Source organism: Asanoa ferruginea (assembly GCF_003387075.1).
Lineage (GTDB): Bacteria > Actinomycetota > Actinomycetes > Mycobacteriales > Micromonosporaceae > Asanoa > Asanoa ferruginea.
In genome coordinates, this window is record NZ_QUMQ01000001.1 from 4,944,478 (window position 1) to 4,960,512 (window position 16,035).

At 70.4% G+C, this 16,035-nt stretch carries 12 protein-coding genes; 10 read left to right on the plus strand and 2 right to left on the minus strand.

Features of this window, described 5'->3' with window-relative positions:
- Positions 1 to 17: 17 nt before the first annotated feature.
- The 10 genes from secD to DFJ67_RS23345 all read left to right on the plus strand — a co-directional run bounded on the left by secD (position 18) and on the right by DFJ67_RS23345 (position 14,197).
- On the plus strand, positions 18 to 1,922 hold the full coding sequence (secD, locus tag DFJ67_RS23300) for a protein translocase subunit SecD (RefSeq protein ID WP_203784376.1): 1,905 nt from the start codon (positions 18 to 20) through the stop codon (positions 1,920 to 1,922).
- A 1-nt stretch (position 1,923) separates the two neighbouring features.
- Positions 1,924 to 3,129 (plus strand): protein translocase subunit SecF, encoded by a 1,206-nt coding sequence (gene secF / locus DFJ67_RS23305; RefSeq protein WP_116069946.1) that lies wholly within the window; start codon positions 1,924 to 1,926, stop codon positions 3,127 to 3,129.
- A gap of 3 nt (positions 3,130 to 3,132) precedes the next feature.
- Entirely contained in the window at positions 3,133 to 3,666 is a 534-nt protein-coding gene (locus DFJ67_RS23310; RefSeq protein ID WP_116069947.1) for an adenine phosphoribosyltransferase, read from the plus strand.
- 876 nt (positions 3,667 to 4,542) lie between these two features.
- A complete protein-coding gene (locus DFJ67_RS23315) occupies positions 4,543 to 7,050 on the plus strand; it encodes a RelA/SpoT family protein (RefSeq protein ID WP_409362991.1) in 2,508 nt (835 codons plus the stop codon).
- A gap of 107 nt (positions 7,051 to 7,157) precedes the next feature.
- Positions 7,158 to 7,751 carry an ArsR/SmtB family transcription factor gene (locus DFJ67_RS23320; RefSeq protein ID WP_116069948.1) on the plus strand — a complete coding sequence of 198 codons (594 nt, stop codon included), beginning with the start codon at positions 7,158 to 7,160 and terminating at the stop codon, positions 7,749 to 7,751.
- Between the two features lies 1 nt (position 7,752).
- Complete coding sequence (locus DFJ67_RS23325; RefSeq protein ID WP_116069949.1) at positions 7,753 to 8,490, plus strand: SRPBCC family protein; 738 nt, start codon at positions 7,753 to 7,755, stop codon at positions 8,488 to 8,490.
- A gap of 419 nt (positions 8,491 to 8,909) precedes the next feature.
- Positions 8,910 to 10,880, plus strand: a complete 1,971-nt coding sequence (locus tag DFJ67_RS23330; protein ID WP_170215938.1) for a glycosyltransferase family 2 protein — start codon at positions 8,910 to 8,912, stop codon at positions 10,878 to 10,880.
- Positions 10,877 to 11,872, plus strand: coding sequence for a glycoside hydrolase family 26 protein (locus tag DFJ67_RS23335; protein WP_116069951.1), 996 nt, complete (start codon positions 10,877 to 10,879; stop codon positions 11,870 to 11,872). The genes DFJ67_RS23330 and DFJ67_RS23335 overlap by 4 nt, the downstream gene beginning before the upstream one ends.
- Before the next feature lie 2 nt (positions 11,873 to 11,874).
- The gene (locus DFJ67_RS23340) at positions 11,875 to 13,533 is read left to right on the plus strand and encodes a glycosyltransferase family 39 protein (protein ID WP_170215939.1); all 1,659 of its coding nucleotides are present in this window, start codon (positions 11,875 to 11,877) and stop codon (positions 13,531 to 13,533) included.
- Positions 13,534 to 13,570: 37 nt separating this feature from the next.
- Positions 13,571 to 14,197 carry a maleylpyruvate isomerase N-terminal domain-containing protein gene (locus DFJ67_RS23345; protein WP_116069953.1) on the plus strand — a complete coding sequence of 209 codons (627 nt, stop codon included), beginning with the start codon at positions 13,571 to 13,573 and terminating at the stop codon, positions 14,195 to 14,197.
- A gap of 51 nt (positions 14,198 to 14,248) precedes the next feature.
- Here the strand turns inward: DFJ67_RS23345 and DFJ67_RS23350 are convergent, their stop codons facing one another.
- Together DFJ67_RS23350 and DFJ67_RS23355 are read right to left on the minus strand one after the other, a co-directional pair.
- Positions 14,249 to 15,079 (minus strand): peptidylprolyl isomerase, encoded by an 831-nt coding sequence (locus tag DFJ67_RS23350; RefSeq protein WP_116069954.1) that lies wholly within the window; start codon positions 15,077 to 15,079, stop codon positions 14,249 to 14,251.
- A gap of 44 nt (positions 15,080 to 15,123) precedes the next feature.
- Positions 15,124 to 16,035, minus strand: coding sequence for a peptidylprolyl isomerase (locus DFJ67_RS23355; RefSeq protein WP_116069955.1), 912 nt, complete (start codon positions 16,033 to 16,035; stop codon positions 15,124 to 15,126).

The window sequence follows — 16,035 nt, forward strand, 5'->3', positions numbered from 1 at the left end:
CAGGGAGACCCGCTGCCGTGGCACCACCTCAGCGACAGATGCACCCAGGGCGGCAGCTAGCCATCCTCGCGGGGCTCTTCGTCGTTCTTTACGCCCTGGTGTTCCTCGTGGGAACGAGTGGCGGCGTGATGGATCGGTTGCATCCCAAGCTGGGTCTCGACCTGGTCGGTGGCAGCCGGGTGACCCTGCAGGCGACGACCGAGGGCAACAAGCCCCCGACCAAGGAGTCGCTCGACCAGGCTCGCACCATCATCGAGCAGCGGGTCAACGCGCGGGGCGTGGCCGAGGCCGAGGTGGTCACCGAAGGCGACCGCAACATCGTGGTCTCGCTGCCGGGCAAGAACGCCGACCTGAGCGGCATCGCCCAGACGGCCGAGCTGCGGTTCCGCAAGGTCATCAACATGACCGACGGCAGCGGTGCGGCAGCCGCGCCGGCGCCGTCGGCGACCCCGGTGCCGGGTGGCTCGGCCACGCCGACGCCGGATGGCACGCCGCCGGCCGCGACCGGCGCACCGTCGGCGACGGCCACGCCGGGCACCGGCGGCACGGGCGGGGGTGCGGAGGAGACTCCCACCCCGACACCGAGTGCTACGGCGGCAGCACCCACAGCGACCCCGGCCCCGACCGGCTCGGCGGCACCCGCTCCGGTGCCGGCCGACGTCGAGGCGGCCCGCAAGGCGGTCGAGACGAAGGTCGGCGCGGCCGCCTGGGCGGCGGCGAGCGCCCTTCAGGCACCCAGCACCGACCCGGCCGCGGCCGAGACGCTGAAGCCGTTCAGCCAGCTGAGCCCGACCGAGGTCGCGGTGCTCACACCGCAGATGCAGTTCAACGTGCCGACCATCACCTGCCAGCAACTCGACGCGCGGCCGGCCGGTTCGATCAGCAAGACCGACCAGCAGGCGATCGCCTGCCAGCTCGGCGGCAAATACCTGCTCGACGTGTCGAAGGTCTCCGGCACCGATGTCGGCAACGCCACCGCGCAGCTCGACCAGCAGGGCCAGTGGGTCGTCAGCCTCGACTTCAAGGGCGACGGCCAGGAGAAGTGGACGGCGCTGACCCGCGAGGCCTACCAGAACAGCGGCCAGACCTGTGACGCGTCGACCCTGCAAAACGGCAACTGCCTGGTCGCCGTGGTGCTCGACAACAAGATCATCTCGGCGCCCGAGATCCAGGGCGTGCTGACCGGCGACTCGCAGATCTCCGGCAGCTTCACCGCGCAGAGCTCCGACCAGCTCGCCAGCGAGCTTCGCTACGGCGCCCTGCCGCTCACCTTCACCGCGGCCGACCAGGAGAACCTGTCGCCGACGCTGGGCGCCGAATACCTGCGCGCCGGCCTGATCGCCGCGGGCATCGGCCTGCTGCTGGTCGCGATCTACGCGTTCTTCTACTACCGCCTGCTGGGCACCGTGATCGTGCTGAGCCTCGTGCTCTCCGCCGGTCTGGTCTTCGGCGCCCTGGTGTTCCTCGGCCGCCAGATCGGCTTCACGCTGACCCTGGCCGGCATCGCGGGCTTCATCGTCTCGCTCGGTGTGGCGGCGGACTCGTTCGTCATCTACTTCGAACGTCTGAAAGACGAGATACGTGAGGGCCGATCACCGCGCAGCGCGGTGCCCCGGGCCTGGGCTCGCGCGCGACGGACGATCATCTCCGCCAACGCGATCTCGATCATGGCGGCGGTGGTGCTCTACATCGTCTCCGTGGGCACGGTGAAGGGCTTCGCGTTCGCGCTCGGCCTCGCCACCATCCTCGACCTGGTCGTGGTGTTCCTCTTCCGGCACCCGATCATGACGATGTTCGCCAACACCAAGGCGTTCCTCTCGCCACGGGTCAGCGGCCTCGGCCGGATCCTCGAACAGCACGACGACGACGGCGACGAGCCGCGCAACCCGCGTACGCGCACGCCGCGCGCCAAGGAGGCCTGAGATGTCGAAGTCGGGTTTGGCCAACCGGCTCTACCGCGGTGAGGCCGGTCTCAACCTCATCGGCAAGCGCAAGCTCTGGTTCGGCATCGCCGGCGCCCTGATCCTGGTCGCGTTGCTGAGCTTCGGCATCAACCGGTTCACCCTCGGCATCGAGTTCGCCGGCGGCAACCAGTTCATCGTGCCGGCGAGCAGCAGCGTCTCGCTCGACAAGACGCAGGGCGCGGTCGAGAAGGCGCTGGCCGACAACAACACCAGCGCGACGGCCCTGCCGGCGCAGCAGGTCGGCCGCGGCGGCGAGACCTGGTTCGAGGTCAAGACGTCGATCCTGACCCCCGAGCAGACCAAGGCGGTGACCGAGCAGGTCGCCAAGGAGCTCGGGGTCCCGACCGACCAGATCAACAGCAGCCGGGTCAGCCCGGCCTGGGGCAGCCAGGTCACCGAGCGCGCGGTGCTCGGTCTGGTGATCTTCGTAGCGCTCGTGATGGTCTACCTGATCCTGCGCTTCGAGTGGCGGATGGCGGTCGCGGCCGTCTCCTCGCTGTTGCTCAACCTCGTGCTGACGGCTGGGCTCTACTCTTTAGCGGGCTTCGAGGTCACCCCAGCAACGATCATCGGTTTCCTGACGATCCTCGGCTTCGCGCTTTACGACGTGGTCGTGGTGTTCGACAAGGTGCAGGAAAACACCAGAGGCATCACGGCGAGCAACACGACGACCTACGCCGAGTCGGCCAACCTGGCGATCAACCAGACCCTGATGCGGTCGATCAACACCGGTCTGGTCGCGCTGCTGCCGGTCGGTGGTCTGCTGATCGCCGGGCTGTCGGGTGCGAGCACCCTGGCCGACCTGGGCCTCGTGCTCTTCGTCGGTATGGCGATCGCGGTCTACTCGTCGATCTTCTTCGCGACCCCGGTGCTGGTCACGCTCAAGGAGTTCGAGCCGCGGATCCAGGCGCACACCAAGCGCGTACTCGCCCGCCGGTCGGCGATCGCCCGGGGCGAGGTCGCCCCGAAGAAGGGCGAGGCCGCTCCGGCCGGCGCGCGCCAGCCGCGGCAGGCCGCGCCCGAGCAGTCGGCCTCCGAGGTCGCCGCGCTGGCGGGCTCGGCGCCGAAGGTGGGCGCCCGCCCGTCGACGGCGAAGCGCTCCTCGGGTGGCAACCGCGGCGGCCGCCCCGGCGGCAACCGGCCCGGCGGCGCGAAGCGCCGCTAGGTGATGGATGACAAAGCACTAGCGGAACTGGTGGCCGGGCACGTCGTCGACGTGCCCGACTTCCCGCAGCCGGGAATCCTGTTCAAGGACATCACGCCGCTGTTCGGTGACGGGCCGGCGTTCCGGCAGGCGATCGACGCGATCGTCGACCACCACGGCCGCGACTCGTTCGACGTCGTCGCCGGCGTCGAGGCCCGCGGTTTCCTGATGGCCGGTGCTATCGGATACGCGACCGGCGCCGGCGTGCTGCCGGTGCGCAAGGCCGGCAAGCTGCCCCGCGAGGTGCACGCCGCTTCCTACGCGCTGGAATACGGCGAGGCCACCCTAGAGGTGCACATCGACGCTCTTAAGCCGGGGCAGCGGGTGCTGGTGGTCGACGACGTGCTGGCCACCGGCGGCACCGCCGAGGCGACCCTCTCCCTGGTCGAGCAGGCCGGGGGAATGGTGGCCGGCTTCAGCGTGTTGATCGAGTTAGCGTTCCTGCACGGTCGGGACCGCCTCGCTCCCCGCGAGGTTCACGCGCTTTTGACCGTTTAGCTGCTTCCCGCCTGTCCGGGCGGGATCGGCCGGACGGGTAGAATTGAGCGCACCCGGCCCCGACCCGGCACGGATCGCCACCACCTGGCTAGCGCAGGTGTTGCCGGCCCGATACGGTCGGTGGATCGCGAGGTGTTGAGGAGGCCGGTGTCCCACGACGTCGCCCCACCGGTTGCGGGCTCAAAACGCCCGACCGGCGAGGCAGAGCACACGACCGGGCACCCGACGGAGTCGGCCCCGGCCGGCGTTGAAACACGCCCCGAAACCGACACCGCGACCGGCAACGGCGCCCACGGCCCGGCCGGCGCCCCGATCGTGACGTCGGCTCGCCCGGGCGGCAACGTCGGCGCGGCCGCCACCGTCACTCCTGAGGGCGCCAACGGTGCCGCTGAGAGCGCGGAGCCCGGTCCGTCCGGGTCCGCCCCGAGCGCGAAATCCACCACCAGGTCCAAGTCCTCGAGCGCCAAGTCCGCTCCGGCCACTGCCGGCGCGGCCGCACCTGCTTCTGGCGGGTCCGGCTCGGCGCCGACGGCCTCAGACGGATCCAGCTCTCCTTCCGGCGGGGCCACGAAGACTCGCTCCGGCGGCGGCGCGTCCGCGCCGGCTCCGACTAGTTCCGACTCGGCGGGCAGCGGGTCCGCGGCGACGACCTCTGGCTCGCCGGGCGGCGGGTCCGCGACCACCTCCGGCTCGGCGAGCAGTCGGTCCGCAGCGACGACCTCCGGCCCGGCGAGCGACTCTGGCTCGGCCGGCGGTGGGTCCGCGACGACCACCTCCGAATCCGAGGGCAGCGGGTCCGCGACGACCGAGTCTGCCCCCTCGACCGGCGCCGATGAGGCTGACGACACGGGCGCGGGTGGGGCTGGGGCTGGGCGGATCACTCCGGCGGCGCCGGGCTCGAGTGCGGCCGAGGTTGCTGGGCGCGCGGGCCAGGCCGTATCCCCGCCGGATGTTGATCGTGCCGGGACGGTCGAAGACAGTGAGTCGACCGTTGAGTGGCCGGCCAATGGGCGGGCGCCGCACGAGGTGCAGGACGACGAGGACGATGGCGTTGTCGTGCCGTTCCGGGAGCGGGGCGCGACCACGCGCGATCCGGCCAGCGAGACCGGGTCGGGCTTTGGCCTGGCTGGCACGCCGACCGGGCGGCGGGTTCGGGCGCGGCTGGCGCGGTTCAACGCTCCGTGGCAGGCGCCGCAGGTCAGTGAGGTGCTCGAGCCGCTGATCGCGACGCACCGAGCGAGCCACCCCAAGGCCGACGCCCGGCTGTTGCAGCGGGCGTTTGACACTGCCGCGCAGTGGCACTCGGGGCAATACCGCAAGTCGGGCGATCCCTACATCACGCACCCGCTCGCGGTCGCGACCATCCTGGCCAACCTCGGGATGGACACGACCACGCTGGTCGCGGCGTTGCTGCACGACACGATCGAAGACACCGACTACACGCTCGAGTCGATGCGCACCGACTTCGGTGGCGAGGTCGCGCTCCTCGTCGACGGCGTCACCAAGCTCGACAAGGTCAAGCTCGGCGACGCGGCCAAGGCCGAGACGATCCGCAAGATGGTCGTCGCGATGGCCAAGGACCCGCGCGTTCTGGTGATCAAGCTGGCCGACCGGCTGCACAACATGCGCACGCTGACCTTCCTCCCGCGGCCCAAGCAGGAGCAGAAGGCCAAGGAGACGCTCGAGATCCTCGCGCCGTTGGCACACCGCCTCGGTATGAACACGATCAAGTGGGAGCTCGAGGACCTGGCGTTCGGCACGCTGTTCCCGAAGCGGTTCGAGGAGATCAACCGGCTGATCGGCGAGCACCAGCCGCAGCGTGAGGCGTTGCTGCGCCAGGTGACCCAGAAGGTGCACACCGACCTGCGGTCCGCGAAGATCAAGGCGGAGACCACCGGACGGCCGAAGCACCTCTACTCGATCTATCAGAAGATGATCGTGCGCGGTCGTGACTTCAACGACATATACGATCTTGTTGGCGTACGCATCCTGGTCGAGACCGTTCGCGACTGCTACGCGGCGCTCGGTGTGATCCACGCGAACTGGCAGCCCGTGCCGGGCCGGTTCAAGGACTACATCGCGATGCCGAAGTTCAACATGTACCAGTCGCTGCACACGACGGTGATCGGTCCGACCGGCAAGCCCGTCGAGATGCAGATCCGGACCTACGCGATGCACCGCACGGCGGAGTTCGGCATCGCGGCGCACTGGAAATACAAGGAGCAGAAGGGCGCGACGATCGTCGGCCCGCCGGCCCACATCGACGAGATGACCTGGCTGCGGCAGCTGCTCGACTGGCAGCGGGAGGCCAGCGACCCGAGCGAGTTCCTCGACGCGCTCCGGTTCGACCTCTCCAGCCAGGAGGTCTACGTCTTCACGCCCAAGGGCGACGTGATACCGCTGCCGACGGGTTCGACGCCGGTCGACTTCGCCTACGCGGTGCACACCGAGGTCGGGCACAAGTGCATCGGCGCGCGGGTCAACGGCAAGTTGGTGCCGCTGGAGTCGACGCTGTCCAACGGCGACGTGATCGAGATCTTCACGTCGAAGTCCGACACGGCCGGCCCGACGCAAGACTGGCTCGGCTTCGTCAAGTCGCCGCGGGCCCGCACGAAGATCCGCCAATACTTCAACAAGGAACGTCGCGAAGAGGCGATCGAGGCCGGCAAGGACGCGATCGTCAAGGCGATGCGCAAGCAGGGTGTGCCGCTGCAGCGCATGCTGACCTCCGACAACCTGATGACCATCGCCCGCGACCTGCACCTGGCCGATGTCGCCTCGCTCTACGCGGCGGTCGGCGACAACCAGGTGTCGGCGCAGTCGGTGGTGCAGCGCCTGATGGCGTCCTACGGCGGTGAGGAAGGCGCGGCCGAAGACCTGGCCGAGACCGCCGTCGCGACCCGTCCGCCGCGGTCGCGGACTGCCGGTCACGACCCGGGTGTGGTCGTCAAGGGCGTCAGTGACGTCTGGATCAAGCTGGCCCGCTGTTGCACGCCGGTGCCACCGGACTCGGTCTTCGGCTTCGTGACCCGCTCCGGCGGCGTCTCGGTGCACCGCGAAGACTGCGCCAACGCCGAAGACCTGAAGGCCCAGCCCGAGCGGGTGCTCGAGGTGAGCTGGAAGCTGACCTCGGCGTCGACGTTCCTGGTGGCCATCCAGGTCGAGGCCCTCGACCGGCACAAGCTGCTGGCCGACGTGACCCGGGTGCTCTCCGACGAGCGGGTCAACATCCTCTCGGCGACGGTGACCACGACCCGCGACCGGGTGGCGGTGAGCCGGTTCAGCTTCGAGATGGCCGACCCCAAGCACCTCGGCCACCTGCTGGCCGCCGTACGCAAGGTCGACGGCGTCTTCGACGCCTACCGGGTGACCTCGGGGGCGTAGCGCTCTTACGGAAACCGGGTCCTACGGGGCCCGGTTTTCTTTGTCCTCGACGCCGACAATGTTTTTTGTCTTGACGGGAAGAGTTGTCGGAAGATAGCGTTGGGGACATGATCGAGGTGGGAGTCATTGAGGAGGCGGGGGCGGCCGAGGTCGCGCTCGATCCGATCCGGGCGCGGCTGTTGGGGCTGCTCGCCGAGCCGCACTCGGCCACCAGCCTGGCGGCGGTCGTCGGGTTGCCGCGGCAGAAGGTCAACTACCACTTGAAGACGCTCGAGACGCACGGGCTGGTCGAGCTCGTCGAAGAGCGGCGCAAGGGCAACGTGACGGAGCGGGTCATGCGGGCGACCGCCGCCTCGTTCGTGATCTCGCCGATCGCCCTCTCCGCCGTGCGGCCCAATCCTGACCGGGCGCCCGACCGGCTTTCCGCCCGCTGGCTGCTCGCCCTCGCGGCGCGGCTGGTGCAGGAGACCGGGCAGCTCATCACCGGCGCCGCCCGGGCCGGGAAGCCGGTGGCCACGTTCGCGCTCGACGGCACGGTGCGGTTCGCGTCCGCGGCCGATCGGGCCGCTTTCACTCAGGAGCTGACCGCGGCGGTCGCCGCGCTGGTCGGCCGCTACCACGACGAGCAGGCGCCCGGTGGGCGCGACCACCGGGTCATCGTCGCCATCCACCCGAAAATCAGTGAGACGAAGGAGTCCTGACATGTCCGAGACGCACGAGTTCGAGCTGGTCCACGACATCGACCTGCCGGCCAGCCCCGAGCAGGTGTGGGACGCCATCGCCACTGGGCCGGGCATCGACTCCTGGTTCATGGGACGCAACACGGTCGAGCCGGGGGAGGGCGGCGCCACCTCGATGGAGCTGCCGGGCTTCACCGCGCAGGCGACGGTCACCGCGTGGGAGCCGGGTCGGCACTTCGCCTACCGCGGCCAGGCCGCCGAAGACGGCACGTTCATGGCCTTCGAATATCTGATCGAGGGGCGCGACGGTGGCTCGACCGCCCTGCGGCTGGTGCACAGCGGCATCCTCGGCGCCGACTGGGAGGAGCAATACGACGCGCTGCGCCAGGGCAACCCGCTCTACCTGCGCACCCTCGCGCAATATCTGGAGCACTTCGCCGGCCGGCACGCGGTGCCGGTAGCCGCGTTCGGGCCGCAGCAGGCCGACCTCGACACGGCGTGGGCGGCGCTGACCCGGGCGACCGGGCTCGACAAAGACTTCCAGGAGGGCGACGCGGTGCGCCTCACCGTCGACGGCCAGCAGGTCGAGGGCGTGGTCGACACCGCGGTGGTGCCCGGGTTCCTGGGCGTGCGCACCGACAACGCGCTGCTCCGGTTCGTCGGCGGCGAGATGATCATGACGGGCCACCACGTCTTCGCCGACGTCGACCAGGCCGAGGCCGAGCGGAGCTGGACCAACTGGCTGGCGTCGATCTACTGAGGCCGGTTGACGAGTGCACGAGCGCCGCGCCGCCCGGCCGACAGCCGGGCGGCGCGGCGCTTTCGCGGCCGCGCCGTTGAATTCAGGTAAATTATTGCATCGCGATCGGTAGTTTCCCCAGGTCAATGCTTGTCTGGGTGCAGTATTTCGGTGGCACCGCAATGACGGGCATGAACCTCCGCGATTCCGGCAATTGGCGGCGCCGGAGCCCACCGACCGGTGACCAAGATCAAGACCAGCCGGCGAACTTCGCTGACTATTCGGCCATCGCCAATACCTCGACCGGCCTGACCAGGGGTGATGTTTCTCGCCCGGCCCGCGCTTGAGGCGCTCGCCGACGGCATGTTGCGATCATGGCTCGCCGGGATGCCGCCGCACGCACTCCTCGGCCGTTGAGCGCGTCCAGCCTACGGGGGCTGGTGCTGACCGCTGGTCAGGCCAAGGAGGAAGTGGTGGGCGTGGGCAGGCGTCAGCATGCACCGGTCGAGTCGGACGAGGCTCCGATCTACGTTCCCGCGCCGCCCTCCGACGAGGAGAAGTACAGCTACTTCCAGAAGCCGAAGCCGTGGATCTTCGCCTGGATCTTCGTCTCCGCGCTCGGCATCCTCTACGGCTACGTGATGGTCGCGGTCAAGTCGCCGCTGACCACGCCGGCGTTGTTGGTGCTGCCCATCATGGTCATGCCGGTGCTGGTCAACTTCTGGCTGCGCAGCCACCGGCCGCGGCTCACCCTCGAACAGCACCAGGAGGTGCTTCGCCGCTACCGGCCCGACCCGGCCGACACCGTCGACATCTGGGTGCCGATCTGCGGCGAGCCGATTCCGGTGCTGCGCAACACCTGCCGCACCGTCGCCGCCCTCGAGTGGCACGCCCCGGTCATGCGCTACCTGCTCGACGACGGTGACCCGCGCCGCGAGGTCGAGGAGATGGCGCTGGAGTTCGGCTTCGTCTACGTCCGGCGGCGCGATGCGGTGCCCGGGCGGGAGCCGCGCGAGGGGGAGCGGGGCTGGCTGAAGAAGGCCGGCAACATGATCAACGCCTTCGAGTTGTCGATGGGCCGGTTCGGTGTGGTGTTCGACGCCGACTTCGCGCCGCGGCCGGACTTCCTCAAGGAGACCGTGCCCTACATGCAGGCCTACCCGCGGACCGGCATCGTGCAGACGGCGCAGTACTTCGACATCTCACCGTGGATGAACTACGTCCAGCGCGGCGCCGGCAGCCTCCAGGAGGTCTTCTTCCGCTGGATCCAGCCCGCCCGCGACGTGTGGCGGGCGGCGATCTGCGCCGGCACCAATGTGGTCTACCGCCGCGACGCCGTCGAGTCGGTGGGCGGGTTCGCCCGGGTGCCGCTCGGTGAAGACGTCAACTCCGGCGTGAAGCTGTGGACCGGTGGCTGGGAGACCCGCTACCTGCCGCTCGCCCTGGCCAAGGGGGTCGCGCCGGACACCTGGGGCGCCATCACCAACCAGCAGCAGCGCTGGTGCCGGTCGTCGATGCTGCTGATGACCGAGAAGCACTTCCGCGACGCCAAGTTCAACTGGCAGCAGCGGATGGCGTTCTGGGCGGCGTTCCTCTACTACATGGCCTCGGCCGGCCTGCTGCTCACCGCGCCGTTCCCGACGCTGACCATGCTCTGGTTCTTCCCGGACAAGGTGCTGCCGCACAACTACCTGCCGATGCTTCCGGCGTTGCTGGCCACCCTGCTGATCTTCCCCATGATGGCCCGCGGCTGGCGTCCCGAGATCTTCCGGCTCTGCATGATCAACTCGGGCTGTCACGTGATCGCGATCGGCGACGCGCTCCGCGCCAAGGTGCAGGAGTGGGTGCCCACCGGCGCCGTGACCAAGGCGGCGAAGACCAAGAAGAAGGGCGCGCCCGAACGGGTCTCCCGGCTGCTGCGGACCTGGGTGATCGTCGTGCAGGTGCTGCTGTGGTCGGGCCTGGCGCTGCGGCTCCCCGAATACGGCATCGGCACCCTCTGGGCCACCGCGTTGCTCGCCGCCGTGCAGCTCTACATGGTCGCGCCGTTGTTGCTGCCGTCGTACGGCATCCGCCCCAGCACCCCGCCCCTCGAGGTGACCGATCGCGGGCCGGCCGTGGCGGCGGCCGAGCGGGCCTGGAGTGCGACGCGTTCGGCGGCGGCGCAGCGTCAGGTGGGGTGGGACGCACCGCCGCCGGCCTGGTCCACCCACCCGGACCAGCGCCACCCGCGGCACAACCACCCGCACCCCGTCCAGGCGCACCATGGCGGGCCGCCGCCGGTCGGTCACGCGCCGGGCCCGTACGGTCCCGCGCCGCGTCCGCCGGTGCGGCGGTCGCCGCACGACGCTGTCGCCTATCCGGGCCCGCACCAGCCCGATCCGCCACACCATCTGGAGCGTGCCCGGTGAAGGCCGGAACCCTGACCGCGGCGATCACCCTGGCCGCCGGACTGGCCCTGACCGCCTGCGGAAGCACGACGCCCGGTCCCGGCGCCGGCACGGGCCAACCCGCCGCCGGCGCACCGGCGTCGTCGGCGCCGCCGGACAAGCCCGTCGTGGCCAAGGTCGGCGACGTCCTCGGCGACCGCCCGCTCTTCGGCGTGATGCTGCCCGAGCGCACAAAGAAGGCGGTCGACGCGATCGAGAAGGCGACCGACTGCCGGCCCGAGCTGATCAAGGTGTTCGCGTCGGTCGAGGACGGCATCTCCGCGAAGACGCTGGCCGAGGTGCCCGGCACCCCGCTGCTGTCGGTCGAGCCGTGGAGCACCGCCGGCGGCGAGGAGCAACCCGACTGGCGGCTCGCGCGCACGATCGACGGCAGCTGGGACGAGAAATACGCCGCGATCGCGCGCGCTGTCGTCGCGTACCAGAAGCCGATCCTGGTCCGTTTCGCGCACGAGATGAACGGCCACTGGTATCCGTGGGGTAGCACGAACGGCAACCGCAAGGGCGAGTACGTCAAGGCCTGGAAGCACGTCGTCGGCCTGTTTCGCGACATGGGCGCGACCAACGCGCTGTGGGTCTGGTCGCCCAACATCATCCGCGGCGCCGACAGCCGCACGCTCAAGGAGTTCTGGCCCGGCGAGGACTATGTCGACGTGGTCGGGCTGACCGGCTACGGCGTCCGCGAGAGCGACCCGACCAGGACCTACAAGGACACCCTCGAACTGATGTACGCGCTGACCGACAAGCCCATCGTGCTGACCGAGGTCGGTGTCCAGCCCGGCCCGGAGAAGCGCGGTTGGCTCAAGGCGTTCGGTCCCTGGCTGAAGAGCAACCCGCGGATCGCGGGCTTCATCTGGAACCAGGTCAACCGCGACGGCCAGTGGAGTTTCGACGACACCGACGGCAACCTCGCCGCGTTCCGCTCCGGCCTGGCCAAGTCGGGTGTCGCCTGCTGATGGTGGACCAGAAGACAGCGCGGCGGCGGTCGGCCGACCGCGGCGACGAGCCGCCGACCCTGGTGCTCAAGCGCGGCGTGCGGTCCGACGACCAGACCCAGATCATGCGCTTCACCCCGACCGGCACCACGCTGCTGCCCCGGATCGCGGACGCGCCGCCACCGCCCGACGAGCCGACCGCGGCGGTGCGGCAGCCACCGCGGCTGCCCTGGTGGACCCAGCTCCTGGTGTTCGTGCTGCCGGTCGCGATCGCGTTCCCGGTCGCCTGGCGGGGTGTCGGCAACCGGCAACTCTGGAACGACGAGCACGCCACCTGGCACGCGGCGACGCTGTCGTGGGGCGACCTCGGCACGCTGCTGGGCAACATCGACCGGGTCGTGGCGCTCTACTACACGGTCATGCACGGCTGGATCGGGCTGTTCGGCGACGGCCCGACCGCGCTGCGGCTGCCGTCCGTGCTGGCGATGGCGGTCGCCGCCGGCGCCACCGGGCTGATCGGGCAACGGCTGTTCGACGCGCCGACCGGCATTGTCGCGGGTGCGCTGTTCGCGGTGCTGCCCGCGGTGAGCCGCTACGCGCAGGAGGCCCGCCCCTACGCGTTCGCGATCGCCGGCGCGGCGGTGGCGACGTGGCTGTTCCTGGTCGCGCTCGACCGGCCGCGCTGGCGGTGGTGGCTGCTCTACGGGTTCGTGCTGGGCCTGACCGCCTACTTCCACGTGGTGGCGATCCTCGTGCTCGCGGCGCACGCGGTGCTCGGCTGGTCGCGTTACCGGCGTTCGGAGCGCGACGTGCGGCTGTGGAAGGCGCTCGGCGCCCTCGCCTTGATCGCCGCGCTGGTGATGCCGCTCGCCTATGCCGCTAAGGGCCAGTCGTTCGCGATCGACTGGATCAAGGCAGACCTGGACACGGTGAAGCAGTTGCCGCGCCAGCTCTTCGGCTCGTACGCGGTCGCGGCGGCGTTCGGGGGCATGGCGCTGGTGGCCGCGATCACGCTGCCGCTCGCCCGCCGGCGAACCGTGCTGCTCGGGCTGCTCGCCTGGGCCCTGGTGCCGCCGCTGCTCACCTACCTGACGTTCCCGCTGCTGCACCTGTTCCTGTTCCGGTACCTGCTGTTCACGCTGCCCGCGTGGGCACTGCTCTGCGCGGGCGCGACGTCCGGCCTGATCCGGCTGATCACCGTGCGGTCCTGGCCGCAGCTCCTGGTCGGGGCGGTGCTGGTGCCGGTGGCCGTGCTGTTGGCACTCCCGGCACACGAGCAGATCCGCCAGGACCTGGAACCCGGCGAGCCCGACTACCACGCGGCCGCGGCCGTGGTCAGCGCCAAGCTGGCGCCCGGCGACGGCATCGTCTACGCCGGGACCACCCGGCCGCCGCGACTGGGCATGGCGTACGAGATGCGCGACGTGCCGCGCCCGGACGACGTGCTGGTATCGGTGCCGTCGGAGCAACTCGGCGACTTCGGCGTACGCGAGTGCCCGATCACCAGCACCTGCGTTGCCAAACGGGAGCGGCTCTGGCTGGTGAGCACCAGCTACAGCCAGGACCCGTGGAGCGAGATGCCGGTGGAGAAGGCCCAGGCCCTGAAGCGGCTGTTCGCCGTCACCGAGCCGACCCACCACCGCCGCATCCACGTCTACCTGCTGGTGCGCAAGTCCGACTGACCCACACGCGCGGCTCGCGCCCGTCTACTGTCGACCGGTGATCAGAGCTGCCTTCCTGGACTCCGCCGCGACGGCGGCCACGCTGCTGCGCGCGCCGGTGTTGGCCGAGCGTTGGTCAGCGCCGAGCGCCCTCCCTGACTTCACCACCGGCGGTCTCGCCCGGCACCTGGCCAACCAGGTCACGCACACGGTGACCTTCCTGGCCGCGGAGCCGGGCACCGCCGCCATCCCGTTGCTGGCCCATTTCACCGGCAACACCTGGACCACGTCCCCCATCGACGCGGAGGACAACGTCGGCATCCGCCGGCGCAGCGAGACCGCCGCACGGGAGACCACCGCTGCCGCACTGGCCGACCTGGTCGACGAAGCGCTGGTGGCGTTGCGGGAGAGCGTGCCGGCGCAGCCCGCCGACCGGCTCGTCGACCTCGGCGACTGGGGGCTGACGGTCGACGACTTCCTGCTGACCCGGGTGCTGGAGCTGGTCGTACACGTCGATGATCTGGCCGTCAGCCTTGATCTGCCGACGCCCGACCTGCCGCCGGCGGCCACCGACGCGACCGTGGTCCTGTTGGCCCGGCTCGCGACCTGGCGGCATGGGCCGACGGCCGTGGTGCGGGCCCTGGCCCGGAAGGAGCGCGCGCCCGCGTCGGTCGCGGCGCTCTGAGCGAAAGCGCCGCCCCGGGAGACCCCGGGGCGGCGCTGTGCGTGGATCAGGTCAGGCGGCCGGTGCGGCTACCTTGATCGTCTTGATCTCGATGTCGCTCTTGGGGTGGCCGCCGCCCGGCGACGGGTCGAACGCGCCGTCGTGGCCGGCCTCGGTGGCCTTCTTGATGTTTTCGAGGCCCTTGGTGACCTTGCCGAGCACCGTGTAGTCGGGCGACAGCTCGACATCCTGGTAGATGAAGAAGAACTGCGAGCCGTTGGTGTCGGGGCCGCTGTTGGCCAGCGCGACGACGCCCTCCGGGTAGGCCGGCCGGTCGTCGACCGGCAGGTTCTCGTTGGCGTAGCGGAAGCTCGGGCCGCCCGTGCCGTCGGTGTCGCGGTAGCCCTTGCCCTTCGCCGACGGGTCGCCGCACTGGAGCATGCCGGGGAACATCCGGTGGCACTTGGTGCCGTCCCAGAAGTTCTTGCTGGCCAGGAAGCTGAACGCCTCGGCGGTGCAGGGCGACTTGGCCAGGTTCATGGTGACCTCGACCGGGCCGAAGCTGGTGTCGACCGTCATCACCTGGTTGCCGCTGGTCGGCGGCGTGGTGGTCGGTGGGACACCGACGTCCTTGGTGGTCGGCGTGCGCTGGTCGGCCGGGACCTCGGTCCAGGCACAGCTGATCGGTGCCGCCGACGGGTCGCTGGCCGCCGTGCTCTTGTCGTCGCCGCCCAGGCTGCTGACCAGCCAGATCACGCCACCGGCGACGATCAGCAGGGCCACGCCGGCGCCGATGAACGCCTGCCGCTGACGGCGCTTGTGCGCGACCGTCTGCCGGTCGGCCATCTCCTTCGCGAGTCGGGCCCGCGCCGCCGCGCGCTGCCGCTCTCTCGTGGACGTCACGGGACTCTCCTCCTGCTTCGACTCCTGGGCGTTTCGAGGTGACCCTAGCTCGCGTTCGTCGGTGTCCCGGACGGCGCGCCGGACGGGGTCGCCGTCGCGGATGGGCTGGTGGTCGGCGCGTCGCTGGGCTGCTCGCTCACCACGGCGCCGACGGTCAGGGTCTGGATGGTGATGTCGGTCTTCGGCTTGACCGGCAGGCCGTCGTCGTTGTTGACGGTGCCGATCTGGCCGATCTTCTGGACCACGTCCATGCCCTTACTGACCGAACCAACGATGGGGTACGTCGGCTCGCCGCCCGGCGTGAAGTCCTTGAAGAAGATCAGGAACTGGCTGCCGTTGGCGCCCGGCGGGTTGGGGAAGAGCGCGACGGTGCCGGCTGGGTAGGTGGGCGGCGTGCCGGGTGCCGGTGAGGCCGACGGCGACGGGGTCGGCGCCGCCGCGGGCACGTTCTCGTTGGCGAACGTGTAGGTCGGCCCGCCCAGGTTGGTGCCGCTCGGGTCGCCGCAGTGCACCGCGCCCTCGGGGATGATCTCGTGGCACTTGGTGCCGTCGTAGAAGTTCTTGCCCGCGAGGTAGGCCAGGCTGGCACCGCCGCACGGGGCGCTGGCCAGCTCGAGCTTGACGGTGATCGCGCCCTCGTTGGTGGTGAGGTTCATGTCACGGGTGCCGAAGGTCGGCACGTCGGTCGTCGACGGCTGGCCGACGTCTTTCGCGTTGACGTTGACGCCCGGCTCCTGCGGTGTCCACACGCAGACGTCGCTCGCGGTGTTGACCGGCTCCTTGTCGAAACCGCCGAGCGCCCAGAAGGCGCCGACCCCGATCAGGATCAGGGCGAGCGCGCCACCGAACCCGGCCTGGATCCGGCGCTTCCGCCGCAGGACGGCCGCCCGGCGGGCCAACTGCCGGTCGAGCTTGGCACGCGCGAGCTTGCGCTGCCGATCCCTGCTGGATGCCAC